Here is a 19050-nt window from a genome sequence, read left to right as displayed (position 1 = left end):
TACTGCGTTGCTACTTATTTTATTCGTAATCACATACTACGTGTATGCTCATACATCTAAAATGCGCAGCGCCTTGTCTAAATGCGAAATGTATCGAAAATCGCATTTATATCTTGCGCCTAGCTTTATTTCTCGTCTGCCTTTGCTAAACACCAACTGTTTAGAATAGCTGAGCGATAGTTTTTCTGGCTAAAATACGCAGCGCCTTGTTTAAATGCGAAAAGTATCGAAAAGTCGCATTTATGTCTGCGCCTAGCTTTTGCCTCTACACGTCAATTGTTTAGGCTGAGATAATTTATCTATTTAAGCGACGTTTGGGATTTCCATTACGCCGTCAATTTCAATATCAACACCTTTTGGTAATGCCGATACTTGAATAGCTGCACGCGCAGGGTAAGGTTCCTGGAAGTACTTCGCCATAATCTCGTTAACTGTTGCGAAGTTTGATAAGTCAGTCATAAAGATATTCACTTTCACCATATCATTGATTTCGCCACCTGCTGCCTCACAAACAGCTACTAGGTTTTTAAAAACTTGTTCCGCTTGCTCTGCAAAGCCGCCTTCAATAACTTCCATAGTCTCAGGGATTAAAGGAATTTGGCCAGAAAGGTATACGGTGTTTGTGACTTTTACGGCTTGGCTATAAGTGCCAATAGCGCTAGGCGCTTTATCTGTATTTACAATTGTTTTCATTGGGAATCCTGTTGAATTATTTGTTACGGACAACTTTTTGCACGTCGACCATGACTTTAATTTTTCGAATAATGTCGGCTAAATGAATACGGTCGCGGCAGGTAATTTCCATGTCGATGGCATACAAGCCAGTATCCTTCTCGCCAGAATTTAGCGTGTGTACGTTTGATTCGCACTTAGCGACTACGTTCGTTAATGCCGCAAGCGCACCTTGATGGTTCATGATCTCTACGCGTAGTTTAGCAATAAACTCTTTGTCGATATCGGTATCCCATCTCACAGGGAATAGCTTCGACTCTTGTGCTTTGATGTTTTTACAGGTTGCCTGATGCACAATAAGTCCTTTCCCAGGACTTAAGTAGGCCATGATGGTGTCACCAGGAATTGGGCGACAACATTTACTGTAGGTTACCATCATGCCTTCAGTACCTTTGATTGGCATTTTGGCTTTAGAAGATGCGGGCTGTTCACTGTCATCGGTGAACTCATCAGTTAGGCGTCTAGCGATACCAATACTAAGCGCGTTACCTAAGCCGATATTAACCAATAACTCTTCGAAGTCGTTATTACCGGTTTCTTTAACTACCTGATCAACTTTCTCTTGGGCAATATCTTCAAGCTTCGTAGTGCCAAGTGCATGACTAAGCAATCGTAAACCAAGCGCTTCAGATTCGTTACGCTCTTGTGAACGTAAATAGGAACGAATTTGCATACGTGCTTTAGCGGTAACGACAAAGTTTAACCAGGTCGCATTAGGTCTCGCAGCAGGAGACGTCACTACTTCGATCGTTTGGCCTGAATCAATCGGCTGACTCAGCGGATAAGGTTTACGGTCAACTTTACAGCCAACACAAGAATTACCGACATCGGTATGTACGGCGTACGCGAAATCTACCGCTGTTGCCCCCATTGGTAGCTCGATAATCCGACCGTCAGGCGTGAACACGTAAATTTCTTCTGGGAATAAATCTGATTTTACGTTTTCGATAAATTCAAACGAACTGCCGGCGCTTTGTTGAAGTTCAAGAAGGCTCTGCATCCAACGGCGCGCTTTCATTTGCGCAGTAGTGCCGCTGTCATCACTGTCTTGTTTATATAACCAATGGGCAGCAACACCTTTATCGGCCATTTGGTCCATATCGTTGGTACGAATTTGAATTTCAACGGGAATACCGTGTGGTCCTACAAGTGATGTGTGCAGCGATTGATAACCATTGGTTTTCGGAATAGCAATATAGTCTTTAAAGCGTGTTTCAATAGGTTTAAACAGGTTATGAACCGCACCCAAAGAACGATAACAATCGTCAATTTTGTCCGGCACAATAACGCGAAACGCATAGATGTCCATCACTTCGTTGAACATCAGTTCTTTGTTTTGCATTTTTCGGTAAATGGAATAAAGGTGCTTTTCGCGACCTATCACTTGCGCTTTAATACCGACTTCTTCAAGGCGCTGTTCAATTTCGCCCTGAATGTTATTAATAATTTCTTTACGATTTCCTCGCGCTTGTTTTACCGCAGAGCGCAACGCACGAGAGCGCATCGGATAAAGTGCTTCAAAGCCAAGTACTTCTAACTCATTTTTGATGTCATGAATACCAAGTCGGTTGGCTATTGGAGCGTAAATTTCTAGGGTTTCGCGTGCTATGCGGCGGCGTTTTTCAGGTCGAAGTGACTCCAATGTGCGCATATTATGAGTACGGTCAGCAAGCTTAATCAAGATAACGCGAATGTCTTTGGTCATCGCCAAAACCATTTTGCGGAAGTTTTCCGCTTGCATCTCTTCTTTATTATCAAACTTAAGTTTGTCTAGTTTACTGACACCTTCGACAAGCTCTGCCACGGTATTCCCAAAAAGCTCAGCGAGTTCATCTTTGGTGACTTCCGTATCTTCAATCACGTCATGAAGCAATGCAGCCATTAACGTCTCATGGTCTAAATGCATCTTCGCAAGATTAAGCGCCACGGCGACAGGGTGCGTTATATATGGGTCACCACTTGAACGCATTTGTCCCTCATGAGCATCGCGCGCCACGATATACGCTTTTTTCAGCAGATCTATCTGTACTTTTGATAGATAACTAGAGACAAATTCTTTTAATGGTTCAAATAGATACACTCATTGCTCCCAAATATGACGGCGTGTATAGAAAGAAACGTTGTGGGATAAGGCTAGAATACGCATTATTGACCGGAATGCCAATACAGGTATAAAAAAACGCGTAGTCTCATATGAGCGTACGCGTTTCTTCGAATGCTAAGTTGAATTAGCCTTGTTGGCCACCAACAATTGCAGCAACTGCTGCTAGCTCAGCTGATTCTTGCTGAACTTGTTCTTGGCGATCAGCGTCATCCATGATGTCTGACGTGATTAACTCTTTTTCGATTTCACGAAGTGCTAGAACCGTTGGCTTGTCATTTTCGACTTCAACTAAAGGATCTTTACCACCAGTGGCAATTTGACGTGCACGACGTGATGCAACTAACACCAAGTCAAAGCGATTGCCGATTTTATCTACTGCATCTTCAACAGTTACGCGAGCCATTTAGCTACTCCAACACTGATTAATTTAAAAAATAGCCGCTTATTATAGTAAACGATCAATCATTAGCCAATAGATCGTCGAATAAATCTTGATGCTTTATTGCCTGCTGGCTGCGCTTAAGTCGCTGATTGTTCACAATCGTCATTAAATCGTTGAGCGCGGTGTCAAAATCATCGTTAACAATGATGTAGTCAAACTCTTGATAGTGCGAGCATTCTGATTGCGCTTGAGCCATGCGGCCAGCAATAACGTCGTCGCTGTCTTGGCCTCGGTTCTTTAGACGGTTTTCTAGTTCTTTGCGCGATGGTGGAGCGATGAAAATCGTAGTGACATCGGGCTTTTTCATACGCACTTGTTGTGCGCCTTGCCAGTCTATATCTAAGAACACATCAATACCTTGCGCTAGTTGTTCGTCAATAGCGGTAGCAGACGTGCCGTAGTAGTTACCAAAAACTTCTGCGTATTCGTAAAACACACCGTCTTTAATTTGTTGCTCGAAGCTTGCTTTATTAACGAAGTGGTAATGCACACCATTTTCTTCGCCCGGTCGCGGGTCACGCGTAGTCGTCGATACCGACACTTGCATAGCACGCTCAGCGTCTTGCTTCAACAAGGCCGAAATAAGGCTCGATTTTCCTGCACCGCTAGGTGCCGATAAAATAAAAAGGTTGCCAGAAGTCATAGCTAAAAATATATGTTCGAATGATGGGCGCACTATACCGAATTTGTGAAATTTTGTCTTTACTGATGAATGTAGTTATATGAGAAATGCTGACAAACTTCTCAGTAAATCAAGATGTTAATGACATGTAAAAAGCGTCAACAGAAAGTGTAGCTATATTTTACATCTCTTTACGATTTTAATTGCAAGGGTTTCGTATTTTATTGAAATATATGTGAAAAGTATTGGTGGCATATATCTGGCTGTTGCTACTTTTGAATATACTAATAAGGATAAAAATATGTTTAAGAAAATACTGATACTTGCCTCTTTACTGTCGGTAAGTTTAGTTTCAAATGCTTCAATTATTTCAGCGGTTGATATGGATGCGATAGCAGACGGTAGTCACACCCATGCCAATAATCCTGATATTATCGCTACAGGTTACTGGGGTGGTGAAGAAACCAGAGGTATTGTTGAATTTGATATCTCTGGCATTGCTTCAGGTGCAACAGCGACGTTAAATTTCGATTTTCTTGAATACACAGGTCAACTTCTTTACGGTCAAGATGTTGATTATCTAGGTATGTTCGATATTGTCGCTTTTGATGGTGATGGCGTAGTTACTAATAGTGATTTTAACCCAACAGGCACGGTGTTAGGTAGCTTTACTGTCAACGGCTTAAACTATGGTGACACTATTAGTGTCGATATCTCTTCTGTTTTAGGCTCAATTTCGGGTGACTACATTGGTTTCTTATTCGATCCGATGTCAGTCAATAATGGTCAAGGTGCTAGAATGGAAAGTGTACTTGGTAATTTAAATATTACTGTAGTGCCAGAGCCAGCATCTATCGCTTTGCTTGGTCTAGGTCTATTGGGTTTAAGAGCAAGAAGAACGAAATAACCTAATTATTTATAACAAAAAAGCCCACTATTAAGTGGGCTTTTTTGTTAGAAGCGATGTCGTGCTAAAGCACTTTGGCGATTGATTGTGCTAAGTAATCAACGTTGCTGTTGGCAATACCAGCAATGCTCATACGGCTAGAACCAACCATGTAGATGCTGTACTCGTCTTGCAGTTGTTGTACTTGCTCTGGGGTAATACCTAGGAACGAGAACATACCTTTTTGGCGCACAATGTGGCTGAAGTCACGTGTCACACCATTTTCAACTAACTTATCAACAATCATTTGGCGGTTGCCGTTAATACGGTCACGCATTTCTGCTAACTCTGTGTACCATTCGTTGCGTAATTCGTCTGAACTTAAAATAGTTTCTACAATCGCTGCACCATGTGCTGGTGGCATAGAGTAGATAACGCGAACGACGTAAAGTAATACAGAATATGCTGTATCTACTGCCGCAGCTGATTTACCGATAATGGTTGTTGCACCGATGCGCTCTCGGTATAAGCCGAAGTTCTTTGAACATGAGCTACAAACAATCATTTCTTCAACGCTATCAGCCATTAAACGTAGGCCATAAGCGTCTTCGTCTAAGCCATCACCAAAACCTTGGTAAGCCATATCCACAACAGGTAAGAAGCCGTTTGTTTTAGCCACTTCCGCTACTTGTTGCCATTGTTTTTGGCTAAGGTCCATACCACTTGGGTTGTGACAACATGCATGAAGAAGCACTGCATCATCAGCGCTCACTTCTTTTAATGCGTTCAACATACCTTCGAAATCGAGTTTTTTGTTTTCAAAGTCGTAGTACGGGTATGTTTTTACCGTTAAGCCTGCTGCTTGGAATAAACCTGTATGGTTAGCCCATGTTGGGTCACTCACCCAGATAGTTGCACCAGCTTTGCATGATTTGATGAACTCAGCAGCTACGCGAAGTGCACCAGTGCCGCCAGGTGTTGAAACCGTACGCGCACGGTTTTCAGATAATACTTTGTGATCACCGAAAATAAGCTTCGCCATTTCGTCGTTGAACAGCGGCGAGCCAGTTGGGCCAATGTAAACTTTGGTATCTTCGTTATCGTGACGGAATTTTTCCGCGGTCTTCACACAATTTAGAATGGCTGTGTGACCAGACTCGTCTTTATAAACACCAACACCCAAGTCAATTTTCTGTGGGTTTGCATCTTCACGATATTTTGCCAATAGTCCTAGAATTGGATCGGCTGGCAATGCCTTCAAGCTACCAAACATGGCTCCGTTTACCTTATTAGTTTGCGGGATAAAAACGCCAAGCATTTTGCTGGCGCATGTAAAGAACAAGCATAGCTATTTAGATGGCTAAATTAAAGCGCTGAATCAAAAATTTACCGCATATTTTGCAATAAAATATGCCTTAAAAATTTACACCCGTGGCAACAAATCTCAACAGCGATTAAAACGTTTTTGTGAGCGCGGCAATTAAGCCAATTAAACCGCCAAATACACCGCCCCAGACAACAAGCCAGCCGAGGTGAGTTCGAATCATGTCTTGAATGATTTCTTTCACTAATTGCGGGGTTAATTCGTCAAGTCGCTGCCTGATAATATCGCTCACTTTATCTTGCATGTGGGCGATATTACTGTCGCCTTCAAGTGATGCGCGCAAACTGGCATTAAAGTCTTCGGTTTGGGTGATGTCTTTTACCGAGGTTTTCATGCGCCCTATAAAGGGCTCTCGCATGGGTTCAATGGCTTCTCGTCCGCCAACCATGGCCAACATACTGCCAAACGAAGAACCTTCAATAACTTCAACTAGCCCATCGAAGGCGGGGTTTAGGTCAACGTTCTCGATAACTGGTGTGAGGTCAATGCTGGCAGCACCTCCCTTATCGTCAGACAAAAAGCGATCAATATTCTCTTTCGTGAAAAATTGATTCATCATCAGTTGGCGAATACCAACTTTGAAATCTTCAAAACGTGCAGGAATAACGCCTGAACCGTAGAGACCTGGCACTTTTTCAAACAGCATATGCACTGCTAACCAGTTAGTCACGGCGCCTGACAGGGCAAAAAGACCAACACCGAAAACAATGGCGTTTTCAGTAAAATGACCCGCCAAGACAAGGGCTAAGGCAATAAAGTTAGTGACACTGCTTTTGTTCACATTTGTCTCCCAGATTGCGACAAATCAAGATAATGGCGGCAATGGTAGCAAGTGTATTGATTTGTCGACAAGTGTTACGCAAGATAAGCAGGCATTCATCAGGGAAACATCAAACGAGATAACAATGACAAAAAGCCTTATTAAACATGCTATTGCGCTAGGTGCGCTACTGTTAAGTCCACAAACGCTTGCTGATACTCAGTGGCGCACAGTAAGCCCTGAAAAATTGATGGTCATGACACTGCCGCACGGTCAAGTAGTGTTTGAGCTGGCGCCACAGTTTGCGCCTAATCATGTGAAGCACTTTGCTGAATTAGCCAGCAAAGGGCATTACGACAACAATACGTTTTATCGGGTGATTGACGGCTTTGTTGCACAAGTGGGTCCGGGACAAAGTGAAGAAGCGTCCGCAAAAGAAAAAACGCTGGCGATAGAGAGTGAATGGACTCTTGATAGCAGCGCCATCACATCAATTCAATCAAACGACTTATTTGCCGAACAAACCGGATTTATTGATGGTTTTGCCGTGGCTAGCGACAGTAAAGATAACAAAGCATGGCTTACACATTGTCCTGGTGTTGTTGCGATGGCAAGAGGGAATGAGCCTGACTCCGCCACTAGTCATTTTTACATCACCAATGGCCAAGCTCCACGTTACTTAGATCGCATTATGACGGTATTTGGTCGAGTGGTTTACGGTATGGACAATGTCCAGGCGATCAAGCGCACATCGGTGATAGAAGGTGATAAGCCCGTTGATGCAAAAGACTATACGCCAATCTTGAGCATGCAACTGATGTCATCGTTACCCAAAGCAGAGCAATTTGTTATCCAGATAGAGGACACAAATAGCAAAGCCTTTAAGGACAAAATCGTTGATCGCCGTGCAAGGCCACACGCTTTTTTCTATAAAAAACCACCGCCAGTATTAGATGTTTGCCAAGTACCGGTGAGAAGCAAGGTCATCCGGTAGCAGCTTATACCGCGATCTTGCTAATCTTTACCCTCGTGTTCATCGTATTTCGATTATGAATATTGAAAAGTACAACCGCTAACAGGTACAACGATGAACACAGGCCTCTTCCTGTTCACCTCAGATTTACGTGTACAAGACAACCGAGCATTATTCGCGGCGGCGAGCTATTGTCAGCGTTTATTGTTGGTGTATGTGATAGACCCCAACGAGCAGAAAAAACAGCAATACCAGTGCGCTAAAACCGGAGAGCACAGACAGCTCTTTATTCAGCAAGCATTGCACGATTTATCGGAACAGCTACTCACACTAGACCAGCACTTGATTGTGCAAGTAGGCGAAAAAGCGCACGTACTTAATGCATTGATTCGTGAGCACAACGTAGACGTGGTTTACTACTCCAGTGCAAGTGATAGTCAAAGCCAGCAACAGTTATTGCAGCTTCAGCAAAAGATTCCTATGGTTAGCTGGAATGGTATCTGGCAACACACGCTGTATGAGCGCCATCAATTGCCTTTTACACTAGACGATCTGCCCGCTAGCTTCAGCGCTTTTAGACGAAAGTTAGAGAAAAATTTACCGGCAATTGCGCCACCCCAACAACTGGCGAGCTTGCCACCATCTCCGATCGACAGTGAGCAGTTCGAACAAGTCGCTGGCTGTTTTTCTGGTGAATCACTGTTTGACGGCGGCAGTAGACCGGGTGCGATGCATTTAGACGCTTATTTTCAGAGTGACTTAGCTCAACATTACAAAGAAACACGCAATGCGATAGACGACTGGGCAGCGTCGACCAAGTTTAGCCCTTGGATAGCTAACGGCTGTTTGTCGGTTCGCCAAATATATTCGGCGCTGCGAAATCATGAAATAACCCATGGCAGTAATGAGTCCACGTATTGGATATTCTTTGAACTGCTATGGCGCGAGTACTTTCATTGGTTGGCACTGAAAATTGGCGACGCGCTATTTAACTTTACTGGGACTCGCGACAAAAAGCCGTTAACAAGCTTCCACGGTGAAAGGTTTGTGAAGTGGCAGCAAGGCGCAACGCCTTATCCACTTGTGAATGCCATCATGCATCAATTGCGAGACACCGGGTTTATCTCTAATCGTGCAAGACAAATAACCGCTAGCTGTTTAGTCAACGAACTTTGTCTAGATTGGCGATACGGCGCTGCGTACTTTCAGCAACAGTTGGTTGACTATGACCCCGCCGCTAACTGGGGGAATTGGCAATACATTGCAGGCGTGGGCGTTGACCCGCGCGGTGGCCGTCATTTCAACATTGAAAAGCAACAGCAAATGTTTGATGCAGACGGTGAATACGTCAAGCGCTGGCAGGGCGAACAGTCTACCCATCCCATAGACTCTGTCGACATTGCCGACTGGCCTATAGCGCAATAACTTCTAGACAAAAACTCCGCGTAAAGTACATCTATGGCCCATAAAAAGTTGTCGCTGCCTGAGAAAATTTGTCCCCAATGTCAGCGACCATTTGCATGGCGTAAAAAGTGGCGACTATGCTGGGAAGAGGTCGTCTTCTGCTCAAAGCGATGTCGAAGCAATAAAAACAAAGGAAAAGCCACGAGTGAATAAAGCAATTCAAACGAAAGGCGAGAAACCGTTGAACAATACATACCGTGAAATACGGCTTATTTTGGGTGACCAGCTGAATGCTGCGCATAGCTGGTTTCATCAAAAGCACAATGACGTGCTGTATGTAGTGGCTGAACTGCATCAAGAGCAGCAGTATGTGAAACATCATGTACAAAAAATTCAGGCGTTTTTCTTGGCGATGTCGCAATTTGCCCATGCGCTTGGGCAGGCCGGGCATCACGTATTGCATTTAACATTGGATGAAACAGCGAAATTCACCGCATTACCGGATTTACTTGCTGCCTTATTAGACCAATATCAATGCCAAGCATTTAGTTACCAACGGCCGGACGAATACCGATTAAGTGAGGAGCTTTTTACTTTTGCCAAAAGTTTTGAGGGGCAATCACGCTGCGTTGAAACAGAACACTTCTTTTTAACGTTCAACGAACTTCCTACTTATTTTCAAGCGGAAAAGCGTCATCGGCTAGAAGTTTTTTACCGCAAACTTAGGCAACGTTTTGATTACTTGATGGTAGAGGGCGAGCCTGAAGGCGGCCAATGGAATTACGATCAAGACAATCGCAATAAACTTAAAGCAGCTGACATTGAGCAACTGCCAGAGCCTTTGCTATTCGCCAATGATGTTCGCGAGATTAATGAAAGACTGGCGCGACACAACATAGTGCATTTCGGTGAACAGCCAGATGAACTCTTGTGGCCCGTGACCAGGCAGCAGTCTTTGGACTTACTCGAGCACTTTTGCCGTGTGTGTTTACCGCTTTTCGGCAAGTTTCAGGATGCGATGACCTGTCAAGCCAGTGATATGATGTCCGATCGCCAATGGAGTTTGTATCATTCGCGACTGTCTTTCGCACTTAACGCGAAAATGATTTCGCCCATGCAAGTGGTCGATCGGGCGATTAAGTATTATCGAGAAAACAGTGCACAGGTCTCGCTGGCGCAAATAGAAGGGTTTGTTCGACAAATTCTTGGCTGGCGTGAATTTGTGCGAGGCATTTATTGGGCGAATATGCCGCATTACGCAGAAAAAAATGCGCTTGATGCGAAAGCCAGTTTACCTGAGTGGTTTTGGACGGGTGAAACACGCATGAATTGCATGCGACACGCCGTAAAACAATCACTGCAATATGCTTATGCACACCACATTCAACGCTTGATGATAACGGGCAACTTTTGTTTGCTAGCGGGTATTCATCCTGATGAGGTTGATGCCTGGTATCTTGGTATTTATATCGACGCTATTGAGTGGGTAGAAATGCCCAATACCCGTGGCATGAGCCAGTTCGCAGATGGCGGCATTGTCGCATCGAAAGCATACGCAGCGTCTGGTAATTATGTCGACAAAATGAGTGACTACTGCAAACACTGTGATTACAAAGTAAAAGAAAAAGTGGGTGATAATGCATGTCCACTTAACAGTTTGTACTGGCATTTTATGACACAGCATCGTGACAAGTTTGGCAATAATCCTCGTCAGGCCATGGTGTACCGTAATTGGGATAAGCAAAAACCAGAGCTACAGACGCAAACATTGGAAAGGGCTGAATACCTCCTCGCTAATCTCAACGATTTGTAGGTCATCCAGTGTATAGCGCGTGGTGCGCAAGTTTCGGTCTAGTTCCGCACCACAGCAAAGTAGTCAGCGTTTGGCGCTGTTTTTTCACCATCTACGGTAAGGCTGGCCACAGGGCGATCAGGTTTAGCATAGCTTAAGCGTGATAGCCGGTTGGTTACGTGGTAACTATCTAACCCAGATACGGCAACGGTTTCCAAACTTTCAATGTCGATGTAGCCATCATTGCGCACCGCGCTGTCAGCAACATGAATTTGGCACACTTCGCCGATAATAAATTCTGTATTGTTAGCTTCAATGTGCTTCACTTCTAACAGCTTAACGCCATATTTAAGCTGGCTTTCGGCTACAAATGGCGCATCAAAGTTTTCCAAGAATTCTGGTGTTAAGCCAACGACGTCAAACTCGCTTTGTTCTTGTTCATAACGAGCAGATGTTTGATGAGCGGCTTGCCAGAATTCTGTCGAAATTTGATTGATAGTAAATAAGCCAGTGTCGATGATATTGCTGAACGTATGTCTTGGCACAGAATTAGGACGCATGATCATGCCAATAAGTGGTGGATTGGCACCTAGATGCACAACCGAGCTCACAATGGCTAAATTCAGCTGACCATCAGCGTCTTGCGTGCCTATGAGGTTAGCGCTTTTAAAGCCGGACAAGCTATTGATTAAGCGAGTGCGATATCTCGCTTCTAGCGTATTAAGTGTTGAACGATTAAATGTTTTCATAAAGTTTTTCAGCGTTTATTTCCAGCCTTGCTTCCATACCTTGCTGTCTTTTAAATCGCGCCAGTTAATTTCACGAATGTTATGGGTTAATACGGCTTGGATTTCGCAAAGTATCACTTTGCCATCATCATCAAATTCGACATTGATGATGGTAAAGTGCTTTTCTTTTTTGACAGGGGTGACGTGTGTCCACTTAGAGTGGAGCAGTTTCTTCGAAGCAACTTGATTCATTAAATGGTTTCTAACACCTCTATGGCTTGCACTTGTAGTTTAAATTTACCTTCAATTTTGTCGCCAATAAGCAAGCCTACTTGAATGGCGTCACCGAAGCGCAATGCTGGCGCACCATCAACATAACGACCACGAAAGCGCGGAGTAAAATCTTTCTCGGTAAACTGAATTTGCTGCCATTGGTCGGCTTTAGTGGTGAATTCAGCAACGTAGGCGGCACCTTCATATAAGCCATCGGTTTTCAATCGGAATTGATAGCGTCTGCCATCACCTTTTACAATCAATCGTACGATTCCGCCGTTATGAAAATCGGGGGATATCACGCGTCTAATCGACGCAAAGCCGCCGTTGTTATCGAGCGAAACAACACCTTCAAATACACCGTAGTCATATTCATGATAGAAACGACTGTTAGACACACCGCCCATCACGGTATCGTTAATGGTCATCCAGTGGCGGGTTTCCACATCGTCAAAGCGAATGTCATCGGCATGTGCGGGCGCGGAGAGTAGTGCAGTCAAAACAGCAATCCTGAAAATATTCATAGGGTGTGCTCCGGTCGAAGCTATAAAGGTTATTACGCTTGGGTGTAGTTAAAAGTTTAGTTCAAGATCGCTAGACATAAAAAAGCCCCGCAAAAGCGAGGCAAAAAGTTCATGAAACAGGTTATACCTAAATTACTACGCAAGGTTGTCCTAAAAAGCTCAATTTATAAGCAGGCCTGTTATTCCAATCGCTAGAGCAGCAGCTCATGGTTAATAGGCTTAAAACTGTTGGCTATTTGGATAAGGCCATTTGCCGTTAGCTGTTCAACGCTGAATACCTCGGTGGTTGTACCGTATTTATGGTGAATATGACCGAGCAATAGTTCAAAGTCGCCATCGCCAGAAAGCAATATCACTTTGTCTACCTCTTGAGCAGCTTCCATAATGTCTATGGTGATACCTACGTCCCAATCACCTTTTGCTGAACCGTCGTTACGCTGTATAAATGGCTTTAGTTTTACATTAAATCCAATATGTTTAAGCGCTGTTTGAAATTTATGTTGTTGGTCGTCGCTGCGTTGAATGGCATATGCATTAGCCAATACAATATCGTGATTTTCTGATATCTGTTGCCAAAATGCGCGGTAGTTGAACTGTCGGCCAAAAGCCTGGCGAGTTGTGTAATAGATATTTTGAACATCAACAAAAATAGCGGTTTTCATCATAGGATACGAAGCCTGTAAAAGGGTGACTAAGTGATAATCACTTATGCGTAAAGGCAAATAGCTCAGCTAATCTGGCTGCTAGCTGTTACAATATGTCGATATCTTATGTCTTTCCTTCCCAACATTTAAGGGCAATCTTTTGCAAGCTGCGACTTTTTCATCTTTACCGCTAAAGAAACCATTATTAGAAAACCTAGATTCGCTTGGTTTTACTGCCATGACCGACATTCAAGCGCAAAGTTTGCCGCTTATTCTGGCGGGCAAAGACGTTATTGGGCAGGGTAAAACAGGCTCCGGTAAAACGGCATCATTTGGGCTGGGTTTATTGAATAAACTCGATGTTAAAAAGTTCAGAATACAAGCGTTAGTGCTGTGCCCAACACGAGAATTAGCCGATCAAGTCGCTAAAGAAATTCGCAACTTAGCGCGTGCTATACACAATATTAAGGTACTCACATTATGTGGCGGTGTACCGATGGGGCCACAAATTGGCTCTTTAGAACATGGCGCGCATATTATTGTTGGTACGCCTGGTCGTATTGAAGATCACTTGAGTCGAGGCCGACTCGACTTACAACACGTCAATATGTTGGTGCTTGATGAAGCGGACCGCATGCTAGAAATGGGCTTTCAAAGCGCCCTCGACAACATTGTCGCGCAATGCCCTGTTGAGCGACAAACCTTGCTGTTTAGTGCTACTTTCCCTGAAAAAATCAAAGCGATTTCGGGTAAAATGCTACGTAAGCCTGAACATGTAAAAGTAGAGTCAGTGCATCAAGAAAGCAGCATTGAACAAGCGTTTTATCATGTCGATACCAATGAAGATCGTTTTGATGCATTAACCCGTTTGTTACTGGCACATAAGCCCGAATCAACCGTGGTGTTCTGTAACACCAAAAAAGTGGTGCAAGAAGTGGCTGACCAACTTAAATCCGCTGGCTTTAGCGCGTTGGCATTGCACGGTGATTTAGACCAGCGTGACAGAAATGAAACCCTTGTCCGTTTCGTTAATAAAAGCGCATTGATTCTGGTTGCCACTGATGTTGCCGCGCGTGGCTTAGATATTGATGACCTAGATGCGGTGATCAACTTTGACATAACGCCCGATCCAGAAGTGCATGTGCATCGCATTGGCCGTACAGGGCGTGCTGGCGGTAAAGGTATAGCGTGTTCTATTTATTGTGACAAAGATTCGCGCCGTATTGCTGATATTGAAACTTATCAACAGCAAGACATTCAAAACTACGTGATGCCAGATGACAGCGTGTTATCGCAACGCCCTAATAAACCGAAAATGGTGACGCTTCAGATTGACGGTGGTAAAAAGCAAAAGCTGAGACCAGGTGATATCGTGGGTGGCTTAACTGGTAAAGACGGTATTCAGGGGAATCAGGTAGGCAAAATTCAAGTATTTGATATGAAAGCTTATGTTGCCGTTGAAGGCAAAGTCGCAAAAGCCGCATTGAAAAAAATCATGAATGGCAAAATGAAAGGTAAAAACTTCAGAGCACGTAGTTTGAACTAAGCCAGCGATATCAAGTGGCCGAAATAGGCAATAAAAAAGCAGCTAAGCGCTGCTTTTTTATGTTAACTGCTTTGGTTTTTAAAAAAGGAAACCGTTAGCGCTTTTTGAAAAGCAATGTCATACGGTTTGATTCACCTACTTTCTTAAACTTTTCTTTATCAGCATCGTTTTCAACACGCAAGCTAGGTGGCAAGCTCCATACACCGCCTTGCACGCCATCAGCCACTATGCGATCGAGTGGGTTGTTATGAAAATACCCTTCAGCAACTAACTCAAACCCTGCCGCTGTCGCTACAGACACAACATGAGACTTCGGCAGGTAACCTTTTTTAGATGTTTCAACGATATCGTAGCCTTCTGGTGCTTGATGCTGAACAACGCCTAACGTGCCGCCTTTTTTAAGCATTTGGTTAAACTGGGCAAATGCACTGGCTAGGTTACCGCCATTTTGCAAACCGTGTAAGCCGCGAAAGGTCAGAACAACATCAGCCTCTGTCGTTTTTGCGTCTACACTCGCGTTCGCATCAAAGTCAGCAACCACCACTTTGCCGTATACATCTTTGTTGTCGGCCAGTTTTTTCTCGAAGTTATCGCGTGAACGCTTACGGTATTTTGACGTCGTTGCCTCAGGGAAATGTGCAGCAACTAGTTGCCCTTCGTCTTTCAACATAGGTGCAAGAATTTCAGTATACCAACCGCCGCCTGGCATAATTTCAACCACTTTGTCGCTCGCTTTTACACCAAAGAACGCAAGCGTTTGGTGAGGCTTTCGAAACTCGTCGCGTTGCTGGTTTGCTTCACTTCGATGTGCATTGTCAGCGCTTTTGTGACCATGCCCATCAGCCGCACTAGTAAAAGATAGTGCTAAAGCAAGCGCCATCGACAAGGGTAATAGTGTAGTTCGGTTTTTCATTTTAAATTACCTTGGTTTATGTGTTTGATTTTGGGGTCAGAATAATACTTATTGTTATACATCAGTTGGCTGAGTATGGGTCACATTTTTCGCAAATGATGTTAAGCCATTATGAATGGTGGCGGAAATATCTTGCTTAAAGTTTTTGGCGTGGCTATTCGTACAAGTACTGCAAAGAGTAAACAATAGAGTCAAAAAAGTTCATAAATGAAAAACAGGGTAAGCATTGGAAAATTCAAGTTTGTGTGATGCGAAAGAAATCTTGTTATGGCAATGTAATCCCTTATCTTATTGATATTTATATCCTATCGTGTGTTTCTTTATATGGAATATCTACCGTAGATTACTCTAAATTCTGCATTTCCAGTTTTCTGTCTGAGAGTTCAGCTTACTTCCGAATTAATTCTACTACACTTAGATCGTTCTTGTGTTGTTGCTCTAGGAACATTACTAATTGCAAAAGGAAACAAGACAATGCAAACGTACAAATTGATATTAATTATACCTGTTTTATTTATTCTAATAGCATGTGATGAAGGATTAGACTCTTCATCAAACCAAAGTACTACTTTTACTCCTGACTACTCTGACTCTTCAGCAAAAACATTAAATGTTTCACATTATCGCCAGCAGACAGAAGTGTGGTGTTGGGCTGCTGTGATTGAAATGGTTTCTGGGTATTATGGAAGAAGAGCTCTTCAATGTCAGACATTACAGTTCTGGTATGGGATAGATTGTTGTAACTTTCCTGGAAATTGCGTCACAGCTGGAAGTACTAACCAAATTGTTAATTCATTCAATGCCCTAGGAATAGGCAACTATTATTACCCAACACCATTAACTTGGAGTGAGTTTGTAAGAGAAATTGATTCAGGAAGGCCAATTATTATTTTTTATCAAGGCTCATTTTCTGGTCATGTTGTAGTTGGCTTTGGCTACAATTCTGAAAAACAGACAATGTTCATACATGACCCGTATTTTGGTACTTTTGAAGTACCATATGGTCAGTCATTCACATACAGTGGGAATATGTTTTGGAATGCAACACTAGCTGGACTTGCTCCATACTGATTTAAATAGCAGGATACCGTAAACAAAAGCCGCTAATTGATAGCGGCTTTTTACTGTCAGTAGATAAATATATTTACCAAATTCTTACGCGGTCTTCCGGTGCTAGGTAAAGCGCGTCACCTGGTTTCACGTCAAACGCTTTGTACCATGCATCGTGGTTACGAGGGGCTTGTGCGCGGTAACGTCCTGGCGCGTGAGTACCTGCGCGTAATTGTTGCAACATGCTTTGCTCGGTGCGTTTTTCTTTCCATACTTGTGCCCATGCTAAGAAGAAGCGTTGGTCGCCCGTCACACCATCAATCACTGGCGCTTCTTTACCGTTCAAGCTTAACTTGTATGCGTGGTAAGCCATAGCAAGACCACCTACGTCACCAATGTTTTCACCTAAGCTGTTACGGCCGTTAACAAAGTTGCCTTCGATAGGTTCGTATTTGCTGTACTGTGCGGCAAGTACGTCTGCTTTTTTCTCAAAGGCGGCGCGGTCTTCATCTGTCCACCAGTTACGCTGAATGCCATTAGCGTCAGACTTCGAGCCTTGGTCATCAAAGCCATGACCCATTTCGTGACCAATGACTGCGCCAATAGCACCGTAGTTTACGGCAGGGTCAGCATTTGGATCGAAGAACGGTGGTTGAAGTATTGCTGCTGGGAATACAATTTCGTTGAACGACGAATTGTAGTAGGCGTTCACACGTTGCGGTGTCATACCCCAGCGGTTACGGTCTGTTTTCTCTAATTCTTTTGATGCAGCATCTGCACGGAAGAACTGACGGATATTGCGAATATTGGCCATCAGGTCGTTATTACTCACCTTGATGCCGTCTAACTCAGGCCATACGTCTGGGTAACCGATTTTCGGGTTGAAAGCGGCTAGCTTTTCGTGCGCTGCTTTCTTGGTTTCATCACCCATCCAATCTAAGCCATCAATGCGTTGGCCCAGCGCAACACGCAAGTTTTCGACAAGTTCTGCCATTTGCGCTTTTGAAGATTCTGGGAAGTAGCGGTCTACATACACTTTACCAATAGCAAAGCCGAGTGATTGTGTACCGGACATTTCGCTTACCGCGCGCTTCCAGCGAGGGCGAGGCTCTTGTTGACCACGCAATTTAGTGCCGTAGAAGGCAAAATCAGCGTTGTAAATATCTTCTGAGAGTAACGACGCATTGCCTGTAATGGCGTGGTAAGTCAGGTAGTCTTTCCACGTATCAAGAGACTCGTCGTTAACCAGTTTAATTACGTTTTTAACAGGTTCCGGTTGCGACACATTAAGGTGTGGAATCGCAAAGCCTGTTTGCTTGAAATAGGTGTCCCAATCAAAACCAGCATATTCAGTTGCTAGGTTTTCACGCTCAATTTGGTTAAGCGTTAAATCACGGTTGCGGCGTTTTTCACGTGGCCACTGAATATTCGCTATTTTGGTTTCTAGCGCCAAAATCGCGTCTGCTTTTTTAGAGGCTTCTTCCGCGTTAATACCCGCAAACTGAAGCATTTCGGCAATATGGGCAACATAGGCTGTACGAATATCTGTAAAACGTTCGCTGTCAGTTAAATAGTAAGAACGGTCTGGCATACCTAAACCTGATACGCCTAAAGACATTTGGTACTGATCGGGATTGATACGGTTAAACCACATCCCACCACTGATAGGGCTTGATGTACCTTCTAACCACGCGCGACCAAATGCTGCAGTTAGGTCGGTAACATTGCTGATGTTGTTGATGCCATCTAACACGTCTTGAATAGGCGCAATGCCTTTTTTATTGAGTGCTTCAACATCCATGTAGGCTTGGAAGTAGTCAGCAATCATTTTTTCTTCCGCGCTTGGATTTTCTAGCGACGCTAAACTGTCGATAATTTCCTTAACTTGCTTTTCACTGCGCTCTGCCAAGGCAGTGAACGCACCAAAGCGTGTTTTGTCGGCTGGCATTACGTAATTGTCGTACCATGTGCCTGACGCATACATAAAGAAGTCATCGCCTGGTTTGATGGCTTCATTTCGTGCTGACAAGTCAACGCCAAATGAACCAAGTTCAGCTTTCGCTGTGGTCTGCTCGACTTTTTCTACAGACTTTTCAACGGTTTTTTGTTCTGCTTGTTTATCGTTGCAGCCAGTAACCAATAGCAGAGACGTTGCTATTGCTGACGCGAGTAGTGTTCTTTTCATCATGATTGGAGCCTATTTGGTGGCGTATTATTGCAAATAATATCTAGTTGTTATGTGTACCTATAGAAAACTATCAATTGAGTCGTGT

General features: G+C 43.7%; 19 protein-coding genes. 7 read left to right on the top strand and 12 right to left on the bottom strand.

The annotated features are described in order from the left end of the window. Positions 1-303: 303 nt before the first annotated feature. The 4 genes from ACFSJY_RS14275 to gmk form a co-directional block, all read right to left on the bottom strand. Positions 304-693, bottom strand: coding sequence for a RidA family protein (locus tag ACFSJY_RS14275; RefSeq protein ID WP_386035551.1), 390 nt, complete (start codon positions 691-693; stop codon positions 304-306). 16 nt (positions 694-709) lie between these two features. Further along, on the bottom strand, positions 710-2812 hold the full coding sequence (gene spoT, locus ACFSJY_RS14270; protein WP_386035548.1) for a bifunctional GTP diphosphokinase/guanosine-3',5'-bis pyrophosphate 3'-pyrophosphohydrolase: 2103 nt from the start codon (positions 2810-2812) through the stop codon (positions 710-712). Positions 2813-2960: 148 nt separating this feature from the next. Then, positions 2961-3239, bottom strand: coding sequence for a DNA-directed RNA polymerase subunit omega (rpoZ, locus tag ACFSJY_RS14265; RefSeq protein WP_386035545.1), 279 nt, complete (start codon positions 3237-3239; stop codon positions 2961-2963). A gap of 55 nt (positions 3240-3294) precedes the next feature. Further along, the gene (gmk, locus tag ACFSJY_RS14260; protein WP_386035542.1) at positions 3295-3921 is read right to left on the bottom strand and encodes a guanylate kinase; all 627 of its coding nucleotides are present in this window, start codon (positions 3919-3921) and stop codon (positions 3295-3297) included. Positions 3922-4201: 280 nt separating this feature from the next. Here gmk and ACFSJY_RS14255 point away from each other — a divergent pair, with 280 nt between their 5' ends. Then, a complete protein-coding gene (locus ACFSJY_RS14255) occupies positions 4202-4807 on the top strand; it encodes a PEP-CTERM sorting domain-containing protein (protein ID WP_386035539.1) in 606 nt (201 codons plus the stop codon). A gap of 64 nt (positions 4808-4871) precedes the next feature. Here ACFSJY_RS14255 and ACFSJY_RS14250 read toward each other — a convergent pair whose 3' ends face one another. Beyond that, complete coding sequence (locus ACFSJY_RS14250; RefSeq protein WP_386035536.1) at positions 4872-6059, bottom strand: amino acid aminotransferase; 1188 nt, start codon at positions 6057-6059, stop codon at positions 4872-4874. 181 nt (positions 6060-6240) lie between these two features. Next, on the bottom strand, positions 6241-6951 hold the full coding sequence (locus tag ACFSJY_RS14245) for a DUF445 domain-containing protein (RefSeq protein ID WP_386035533.1): 711 nt from the start codon (positions 6949-6951) through the stop codon (positions 6241-6243). 124 nt (positions 6952-7075) lie between these two features. On the opposite strand from ACFSJY_RS14245, the gene ACFSJY_RS14240 reads away from it, so the two are divergent. From ACFSJY_RS14240 to ACFSJY_RS14225, 4 genes are all read left to right on the top strand, one after another. Beyond that, entirely contained in the window at positions 7076-7924 is an 849-nt protein-coding gene (locus tag ACFSJY_RS14240) for a peptidylprolyl isomerase (RefSeq protein ID WP_386035530.1), read from the top strand. Between the two features lie 93 nt (positions 7925-8017). Next, positions 8018-9328, top strand: a complete 1311-nt coding sequence (locus ACFSJY_RS14235; protein ID WP_386035527.1) for a DASH family cryptochrome — start codon at positions 8018-8020, stop codon at positions 9326-9328. Positions 9329-9361: 33 nt separating this feature from the next. Beyond that, on the top strand, positions 9362-9520 hold the full coding sequence (locus ACFSJY_RS14230; protein WP_386035524.1) for a DUF2256 domain-containing protein: 159 nt from the start codon (positions 9362-9364) through the stop codon (positions 9518-9520). After that, positions 9513-11120 (top strand): cryptochrome/photolyase family protein, encoded by a 1608-nt coding sequence (locus ACFSJY_RS14225; protein WP_386035521.1) that lies wholly within the window; start codon positions 9513-9515, stop codon positions 11118-11120. Before ACFSJY_RS14230 ends, ACFSJY_RS14225 begins: the two co-directional genes overlap by 8 nt. 38 nt (positions 11121-11158) lie before the next feature. On the opposite strand, the gene ACFSJY_RS14220 is transcribed toward ACFSJY_RS14225, so the two are convergent. From ACFSJY_RS14220 to ACFSJY_RS14205, 4 genes are all read right to left on the bottom strand, one after another. Continuing rightward, positions 11159-11848 (bottom strand): flavin reductase family protein, encoded by a 690-nt coding sequence (locus ACFSJY_RS14220; protein ID WP_386035518.1) that lies wholly within the window; start codon positions 11846-11848, stop codon positions 11159-11161. A gap of 15 nt (positions 11849-11863) precedes the next feature. Next, positions 11864-12079 (bottom strand): TIGR02450 family Trp-rich protein, encoded by a 216-nt coding sequence (locus tag ACFSJY_RS14215; RefSeq protein ID WP_386035515.1) that lies wholly within the window; start codon positions 12077-12079, stop codon positions 11864-11866. Further along, complete coding sequence (locus ACFSJY_RS14210; protein ID WP_386035512.1) at positions 12079-12624, bottom strand: CIA30 family protein; 546 nt, start codon at positions 12622-12624, stop codon at positions 12079-12081. Before ACFSJY_RS14210 ends, ACFSJY_RS14215 begins: the two co-directional genes overlap by 1 nt. 191 nt (positions 12625-12815) lie before the next feature. Further along, positions 12816-13289: a LabA-like NYN domain-containing protein gene (locus tag ACFSJY_RS14205; protein ID WP_386035509.1), complete on the bottom strand. Its 474-nt coding sequence runs from the start codon at positions 13287-13289 to the stop codon at positions 12816-12818. 139 nt (positions 13290-13428) lie between these two features. Here ACFSJY_RS14205 and dbpA point away from each other — a divergent pair, with 139 nt between their 5' ends. Then, positions 13429-14814: an ATP-dependent RNA helicase DbpA gene (dbpA, locus tag ACFSJY_RS14200; protein WP_386035506.1), complete on the top strand. Its 1386-nt coding sequence runs from the start codon at positions 13429-13431 to the stop codon at positions 14812-14814. Positions 14815-14908: 94 nt separating this feature from the next. On the opposite strand, the gene ACFSJY_RS14195 is transcribed toward dbpA, so the two are convergent. Beyond that, a complete protein-coding gene (locus ACFSJY_RS14195; protein WP_386035503.1) occupies positions 14909-15727 on the bottom strand; it encodes a class I SAM-dependent methyltransferase in 819 nt (272 codons plus the stop codon). Positions 15728-16201: 474 nt separating this feature from the next. On the opposite strand from ACFSJY_RS14195, the gene ACFSJY_RS14190 reads away from it, so the two are divergent. Beyond that, positions 16202-16798: a C39 family peptidase gene (locus ACFSJY_RS14190; RefSeq protein WP_386035500.1), complete on the top strand. Its 597-nt coding sequence runs from the start codon at positions 16202-16204 to the stop codon at positions 16796-16798. 73 nt (positions 16799-16871) lie between these two features. Here the strand turns inward: ACFSJY_RS14190 and ACFSJY_RS14185 are convergent, their stop codons facing one another. After that, positions 16872-18962 (bottom strand): M13 family metallopeptidase, encoded by a 2091-nt coding sequence (locus tag ACFSJY_RS14185; RefSeq protein WP_386035643.1) that lies wholly within the window; start codon positions 18960-18962, stop codon positions 16872-16874. Positions 18963-19050: the final 88 nt, after the last annotated feature.

The sequence above is a fragment of the Thalassotalea euphylliae genome, from assembly GCF_042682785.1.
In the GTDB taxonomy this organism is placed as follows: domain Bacteria; phylum Pseudomonadota; class Gammaproteobacteria; order Enterobacterales; family Alteromonadaceae; genus Thalassotalea_F; species Thalassotalea_F euphylliae.
The sequence above is the reverse complement of the archived record's forward strand: the minus strand, read 5'-3'. Positions and strand labels throughout refer to the sequence as shown.

Excerpts from the sequence above, each read along its gene's own strand:
- ACFSJY_RS14210 (WP_386035512.1), bottom strand. The coding sequence starts at position 12,624 with ATGAATATTTTCAGGATTGCTGTTTTGACTGCACTACTCTCCGCGCCC.
- ACFSJY_RS14230 (WP_386035524.1), top strand. The coding sequence starts at position 9,362 with ATGGCCCATAAAAAGTTGTCGCTGCCTGAGAAAATTTGTCCCCAATGT.
- ACFSJY_RS14235 (WP_386035527.1), top strand. The coding sequence starts at position 8,018 with ATGAACACAGGCCTCTTCCTGTTCACCTCAGATTTACGTGTACAAGAC.
- ACFSJY_RS14240 (WP_386035530.1), top strand. The coding sequence starts at position 7,076 with ATGACAAAAAGCCTTATTAAACATGCTATTGCGCTAGGTGCGCTACTG.
- gmk (WP_386035542.1), bottom strand. The coding sequence starts at position 3,921 with ATGACTTCTGGCAACCTTTTTATTTTATCGGCACCTAGCGGTGCAGGA.
- ACFSJY_RS14215 (WP_386035515.1), bottom strand. The coding sequence starts at position 12,079 with ATGAATCAAGTTGCTTCGAAGAAACTGCTCCACTCTAAGTGGACACAC.
- ACFSJY_RS14185 (WP_386035643.1), bottom strand. The coding sequence starts at position 18,962 with ATGAAAAGAACACTACTCGCGTCAGCAATAGCAACGTCTCTGCTATTG.
- ACFSJY_RS14255 (WP_386035539.1), top strand. The coding sequence starts at position 4,202 with ATGTTTAAGAAAATACTGATACTTGCCTCTTTACTGTCGGTAAGTTTA.
- ACFSJY_RS14220 (WP_386035518.1), bottom strand. The coding sequence starts at position 11,848 with ATGAAAACATTTAATCGTTCAACACTTAATACGCTAGAAGCGAGATAT.
- ACFSJY_RS14195 (WP_386035503.1), bottom strand. The coding sequence starts at position 15,727 with ATGAAAAACCGAACTACACTATTACCCTTGTCGATGGCGCTTGCTTTA.
- ACFSJY_RS14190 (WP_386035500.1), top strand. The coding sequence starts at position 16,202 with ATGCAAACGTACAAATTGATATTAATTATACCTGTTTTATTTATTCTA.
- ACFSJY_RS14275 (WP_386035551.1), bottom strand. The coding sequence starts at position 693 with ATGAAAACAATTGTAAATACAGATAAAGCGCCTAGCGCTATTGGCACT.
- rpoZ (WP_386035545.1), bottom strand. The coding sequence starts at position 3,239 with ATGGCTCGCGTAACTGTTGAAGATGCAGTAGATAAAATCGGCAATCGC.
- ACFSJY_RS14205 (WP_386035509.1), bottom strand. The coding sequence starts at position 13,289 with ATGATGAAAACCGCTATTTTTGTTGATGTTCAAAATATCTATTACACA.
- ACFSJY_RS14250 (WP_386035536.1), bottom strand. The coding sequence starts at position 6,059 with ATGTTTGGTAGCTTGAAGGCATTGCCAGCCGATCCAATTCTAGGACTA.